Here is a 5,989-nt window from a genome sequence, read left to right as displayed (position 1 = left end):
CCCAGCTCAAGTCATGGCGAATCCTACGGAAGCTGCGCTGCTGCCCCCACCGCGCCGGCCGCATCGCCAAGGCCATCCATACCCTGCAACTCCGCGAAACCGCAGCACGCTGAAAAAGGCTCACTGATGCTGGTCGGTCGGCCTTTTCGCCGGCCGGGTTTCAGCGGGGGCGTGAGGCGATGGCGGTGACCCATGCTTGAGCGAACATCGCGCTTGGGCTGGTGGCCCAGCCACGGAGCCGGCGAGCGTGGGCGGTCTGTCCTGCGGTGTCGAGTTGGAGCGCGAGATAGTCGGCGATGCGGGACGGGTCGGCATGGCGTTCGTAGTGGACGTCGAGGTGGCATTGCTCGAATCCCACATCGAGCAGGTAATCCCTGAGTTTGTGGCCGACGAAGGGGTCTCCGCCGTTGGCTTGCTGCAAGTTCGTGTAGGCGGCGACGGCGTCGTCGCAGGGTGGGCTCAGCAGAAAGCCGCCCCAGTCGGGGCTGCAGAGGCCGACTGTGCCGCCGGGGCGCAGTACCCGCCGTATCTCGGCCATGGCCTGGGCCGGGTGGGCGAGGTGTTCCATCAGGGCGTGGGAGAAGACGCGGTCGACCGATCTGTCGTCCAGCGGGATGTCGTAGCAGGATCCCTGCCGGAAGCGGATGTTGGTGAGGCCTCTCCGGTGCGCGAGTGCGCGTGCGCTGGAGAGTTGGGAAGCCTGCTGGTCGAGTCCGAGTACCTGTCCCGGCGCGACGGCGGCGGCCAGATCGGCGGTGATGGTGCCGGGCCCGCATCCCAGGTCCAGCAAGGTCGTTCCCGGGGTGAGGTGCGGCAGGAAGAACCGCGCGTGCGTCGCGGCTCTTCTGGCGGCCATGAATTCGATGGCGGAGGTGTCGTGGCCGGGTGTGTAGCGTTCGGTTCCGGGTGTGCCGGTCATCGTGCGACGGCCTCCTTGGCGCGCGCGTCGATCAGGCCTGAGCAGATGGCCAAGGCCAGCCCGGTGGCGGCTAGTACCGCGCCGATCGCGTTGGGGCCGGTGTAGCCGAAGCCGGCTCTGATCACCATGCCGCCGAGGAAGGCGCCGAGCGCGTTGGCGATGTTGAACGCCGACAGGTTGAGTGCGGAGGCGAGGGTGGGGGCGCCTGCGGCCTTGTCCAGGATGCGCATCTGCAGTGCCGGGACGGTCGCGAACCCGAACAGCCCCAGCAGGAACAAGGTGCAGGCGGCGAGGGCCTTGCTGTGCGCCGTCATCACGAACATGCTCAGCACGATGGTCAGCCCGGCCAGGAACACATACAGGCTCGGCATGAGTCGCCGCCCGGCGTAGCGGCCCGCCACCAGGTTGCCGGCGGCCATGCCCAGCCCGAAAACGACCAGCAGCGCCGTCATGCTGGATCCGCTGAAGCCCGCCACCGTGGTCATCATCGGCGTGACATAGGTGAAGGAGGCGAAGACGCCACCGAAGCCCGCCGTCGTCACGCCCATCGCGAGCCAGACCTGGGGCCGCCGCAGCGTCGCCAGTTGCGAACGCAGTCCCGTCTCGTCCTCGGGCCGCAGCCGGCGTGGGACCAACGCGGCGATGCCGACCATCGACAGAACGCCCAGTGCCCCGATCGCCCAGAACGTGGCCCGCCAGCCCGCGGCCTCCCCCAGCCAGGTCACCAGCGGCACTCCGGCCACGTTGGCCATGGTGAACCCGCCGAACATCACCGACATCGCGCTTGCACGCCGTTCCGGCGGAACGAGTTGCGCCGCGACCACCGACCCGACGCCGAACAGTGCCCCCTGGGGCACGCCCGCGACCACCCTGGCCGTCAGCAGCAGGCCATAGCCGGGGGCGACCGCCGACAAGGCGCTGCCCGCCGCCAGCAGCGTCGCGATCATCATCAGCGTCGTGCGGCGAGGCAGTCTGGCCGAGGCGGCGGTGAGCAGCGGTGCCCCGACGATCACACCAGCGGCGTACCCGGTGATCAGGCCCCCCGCGTCCGGGATGGACACCCCGACCCCGTGGGCGACCTGCGGCAGCAGCCCCATGATGGCGAACTCCGAGGTCCCCACCCCGAACGCCGTGAGGGCCAGGGCGAACAAAGCCAGCGGCATGGCACCGTACTCCTCCTCCAAGGGGAAATGTCGATGTCCAGCCTGATCGGCGAGCCGCCGAGGGCGTGAGTGGCTGAAACGCCACCGTGAGATAGATTTCCGCCATGATGCGTGTGGGGATACTGGTCACCGAGCACGCCCGCGTGTTCGACTACGCCGTGGCCACCGAGGTCTGGGGGCTCGACCGGACCGCCCGCGGCGTCCCGCGGTTCGAACTGCGCACCTGCGGGCCGCACGGCTCCACGGTCGGCATGAACCCGGGCGTGACCTGCGTACCCGATCACGGTCTGGACGGCCTGGACGAGTGCGATCTGGTCATCGTTCCCGGCGTTCAGCACCCCACAGAGCCCGTCCATCCGCACGTTCTGGGCGCACTGCGCGCTGCCCACGCACGCGGCGCCACCGTGGCGTCCCTGTGCTCGGGTGCGTTCCTGCTCGCTGCCGCCGGCCTCCTGGACGGCCGCCGCGCCACCGCCCACTGGCTGGACGCCGAGGAACTCGCCCGGCGCCACCCCGACGTGATGGTGGACCCGAACGTCCTGTTCGTCGGGGACGGCGCGATATGGACCTCGGCGGGTGTGGCCGCGGGCATCGACCTGTGCCTGCACCTGGTCCGCCGCGACCACGGCGCAGCCGTCGCGGCCGAGATCGCGCGCACCATGGTCACCGCACCGTTCCGGCCCGGCGGACAGGCACAGTTCATCACCCGCCCCATCCCCGCCGTTCGGGGGCAGACCGACAACCTGTCGGAGCTACGCGAACGGGTCCTCAACGACCTGGCCCACCCGTGGACCGTCGCGCACATGGCGGACCTGGCCCGCATGTCCGAGCGCAGTTTCGCCCGCCGCTTCGTCCAGGCCACCGGCGACACCCCGCTGCAGTGGCTCCTGACCCAGCGCGTCCTGGCCGCCCAACACCTCCTGGAAGTCAGCGACCTGCCCATCACCGCCATCGCCCGCCGCTGCGGCTTCGGCACTCCCCTCACCCTGCGCCACCACTTCACCCGCCACGTCGGCCTGCCACCCCGCGACTACCGCCAGGCCTTCAGCCACACCAACGGCCGCTAACGTCCTCGTGCATGGTTGTGGTGGCGGCCGGACCGGCTGCGGCCACGCTGATCCATCTGCGGCACGGTGTGGCCCATGACGTGCAGGGCTGTTGGTTCGGCGTGAGTCGATCCACCATCACCCGAGGCAGCACCCAGGCCCTCCGGTCGGGGCTGGTCGAGCTTCTGGCCGCGGGTCCGCCGGTGCAGATCCTGGCCGCCGCCGGCAACCAGGACCTGGGCGCCGAGACCGCCGGTCAGGTGGTGACGCCGCCGCACCGCAAGTTCCGCGACGCCCCGGCCTGGAACGAGGAGCTCCACGCCGACCGGCGCCATGCCCATTCCGTCCAGCGGATTCGGGTCGACCACGGCATCGCCCACCCGCAGAACCGGCGCACGACCATGCACGAGGACGTTAGGGGATCCAACGGCCGTTGCTGATCGGTGACGGCCCGAGGAGCAAGGTCCGTTTGTTGATCGTCGTGGGGGGCGGGTGGTATCTGTTGTGTCGGTGCGATTCCAAGGTGCGGCGGTGACAGCCCGCCGGTCCCGCCGGCCGCGGCGGGACGACTCGGTGTGATTCCGGGCCACGCGGTGATACCCCGCCACCTCTCGGGCCGCTGGTAGCGGCCCCTGGTTGCTCGCGCGGTCAGGACCGTCCTGCCGCTGCCGAGAGGTGGTATCGCATGTTCACCGGACGTGTTGCGCAGGTCGGCACGGTGGAGGCCGTCGACCAGGCCCGTATCGCGGTCAGCGCCTCGAAGGTCGCCGCGGGCAGGCCCCGGACGATCTGCCTGAACGGTGTCGGGCTCGGCGTGGTCGGGTCCGGACGGGATTCCGGGGTGCTGGAGGCCGAGCTGTCGGGTGAGACTCGGCGCCGTACGACCCTGGACCGGATCCGGGTCGGCACGCGGGTCAACGTGGAGGCGCCGCTGGCGCTGGGCGATCCGCTGGCCGGTCATCTGGTGCAGGGGAACGTGGACGCCGTGGGCAAGATCGTGCGTGTCGACGACGAGGCGACGGCGCGGCGGTTGTGGATCAAGCCGCCGGAGCGTTTCCTGCCGCTGGTGGTCCCCAAGGTGCAGATCGCGGTCGACGGCGTCAGCCTGACCGTCGCCGAGGCGTCCCGCGACCGGTTCTCGGTGGTGCTCGTCCCGGTGACCTTGCAGCTCACCGCGTTGTCGGACCTGGCGGTGGGCGATCGGGTGAACCTGGAGCCCGACCTGGTCACCCGGCTGGTGCGGCGCCGGCCGTCCGGCTCGCACCGCGCGGTTACCGAGGCGGTGTCGGCGCTCGGGTGGGCGGGCCGGGTGGAAGGCGGCCACGGCGTGCAGAAGGCGGTGGCGCAGCTGGCGGCCGGGGGAGGCGTGGTCGTCTGGGACCCCGACCGGGAGGGGGAGGGGGATGTGGTGTTCGCGGGGGCGCGCCTGCGTCCGGAGGCGTTCACGTTCCTGCTCACCCAGGTCTGCGGCCACCCGACCGTGCCGTGCGCGCCCGAGGTCTTGGAACGGCTGGAGCTCCCACCGGTTCCCGGGCCGGGCGACCGGCACGGCACCCGGCCGCACATCCCGGTGGACCTGGCGGCCGGCACCGGCACCGGGGTGTCGGCGGCCGAGCGCGCCGCGACCGTGCGGCGCCTGGCCGACCAGGACTCCGCCCCGGCCGACTTCCTGCGGCCGGGGCATGTGTTCCCGCTGGCCGCACGTCCCGGCGGCCTGGCCGAACGCGCCGGGCACACCGAGGCGACCGTTGCGATGTGCGAGGCGGCCGGTCTTCCGCCGGTCGGAGTCTGCTGCGAGGTCATGAACCCCGACGGAACCATGGCCAAGGCCGCCGATCTCGAAGTCGCCGCGCTCCGCTGGGGTCTGCCCCTCCTCGACGTCAACGACCTCAGAAAACACCTGTGACCACCGCAGGCCGCGACCTGGACGGCAAACGCCCGCTTCTCTGACGGCCGCCACGAGCCTTCGGTGCAGGAATGAATGAAGCCATCGAATCCCTGCCATGAAGCGGATGCTCCCTGCAGTGCCGGTGCGCTCGCCCGCTTCCTGGCCGGAGCGGGAGCGGCGCACGCCCTGGCGGGGGACTCGCCGGAACGGACGCTGGCGCCGACCGCTCCGCATCCCAGGGCCGCGCACGTACGGCCGACCTGACGCCCTTCGCGCCGCCAGCCTGCTACGTCGCTCCAGTCGTCAACAGCCTTGCCCGATGCCACATAGCCGACTACACGGGACTCGCCCGAAGAGCCGCGCACTAGAGACCGGACGGACCGTTCGTCTTCTCGGTCGGGTTCCTTAAGAGATGGGAGTAGGCATGGAAGACCAGACGCAAGAGCAACAAGCAAGACCCGAGGTGCAGGCGCGCATCAGAGCCAGCTTCGATCAGCAGGGACTGATGCGGCACCTCGGTGCCCGTATCACGCACATCGCACCGGGAATCGTGCACATCGTGCTTCCCCGCAGGCCAGAAGTCACCCAGCAGCACGGCTACATCCATGCGGGAGCCACCAGTGCAATCGCGGACACCGCAGGCGGCTACGCGGCGTTCACCCTGTTTCCCGATCACACAGCGGTGCTGACGGTGGAGTACAAGATCAACCTTCTGTCCCCTGCCGTGGGTGATCACCTCCACGCCATAGGGACAGTGCAAAAGACGGGACGAACCCTGACGGTGTGCCAACTGGAAGTGTTCGGTGTTCAAGACGAGCAACGGTCGCTCGTCGCGACAGGTCAACAGACACTGAGCCTTTTTCAGCGTGCTGCGGTTTCGCGGAGTTGCAGGGTATGGATGGCCTTGGCGATGCGGCCGGCGCGGTGGGGGCAGCAGCGCAGCTTCCGTAGGATTCGCCATGACTTGAGCTGG

Annotated in this window: 5 protein-coding genes and 3 pseudogenes; 5 read left to right on the top strand and 3 right to left on the bottom strand. The window is 70.1% G+C overall.

What is annotated here, in order from left to right; all coding sequences use genetic code 11:
* Nucleotides 1-113: pseudogene (locus J4557_RS48745) on the top strand (IS5/IS1182 family transposase); the annotation flags it as partial.
* 47 nt (nt 114-160) lie between these two features.
* Here J4557_RS48745 and J4557_RS48740 read toward each other — a convergent pair.
* Both J4557_RS48740 and J4557_RS48735 read right to left on the bottom strand, forming a co-directional pair.
* Complete coding sequence (locus J4557_RS48740) at nt 161-919, bottom strand: methyltransferase domain-containing protein (protein WP_208274740.1); 759 nt, start codon at nt 917-919, stop codon at nt 161-163.
* A complete protein-coding gene (locus tag J4557_RS48735; RefSeq protein WP_243777549.1) occupies nt 916-2,103 on the bottom strand; it encodes an MFS transporter in 1,188 nt (395 codons plus the stop codon). The genes J4557_RS48740 and J4557_RS48735 overlap by 4 nt, the downstream gene beginning before the upstream one ends.
* Nucleotides 2,104-2,186: 83 nt before the next feature.
* Between J4557_RS48735 and J4557_RS48730 the strand changes: the two genes are divergently transcribed.
* From J4557_RS48730 to J4557_RS50630, 4 genes and pseudogenes are all read left to right on the top strand, one after another.
* Nucleotides 2,187-3,149, top strand: a complete 963-nt coding sequence (locus J4557_RS48730; protein WP_208274738.1) for a GlxA family transcriptional regulator — start codon at nt 2,187-2,189, stop codon at nt 3,147-3,149.
* 11 nt (nt 3,150-3,160) lie between these two features.
* A complete protein-coding gene (locus J4557_RS48725) occupies nt 3,161-3,568 on the top strand; it encodes a transposase family protein (RefSeq protein ID WP_208274736.1) in 408 nt (135 codons plus the stop codon).
* Between the two features lie 245 nt (nt 3,569-3,813).
* Entirely contained in the window at nt 3,814-5,034 is a 1,221-nt protein-coding gene (locus tag J4557_RS48720) for a 3,4-dihydroxy-2-butanone-4-phosphate synthase (protein ID WP_208274735.1), read from the top strand.
* Between the two features lie 394 nt (nt 5,035-5,428).
* A pseudogene (locus J4557_RS50630) lies at nt 5,429-5,857 on the top strand (PaaI family thioesterase); the annotation flags it as partial.
* 20 nt (nt 5,858-5,877) lie between these two features.
* Here J4557_RS50630 and J4557_RS48715 read toward each other — a convergent pair.
* Nucleotides 5,878-5,989: pseudogene (locus J4557_RS48715) on the bottom strand (IS5/IS1182 family transposase); the annotation flags it as partial.

The sequence above is a fragment of the Actinomadura nitritigenes genome (assembly GCF_017573545.1).
In the GTDB taxonomy this organism is placed as follows: domain Bacteria; phylum Actinomycetota; class Actinomycetes; order Streptosporangiales; family Streptosporangiaceae; genus Spirillospora; species Spirillospora nitritigenes.
The sequence above is the reverse complement of the archived record's forward strand: the minus strand, read 5'-3'. Positions and strand labels throughout refer to the sequence as shown.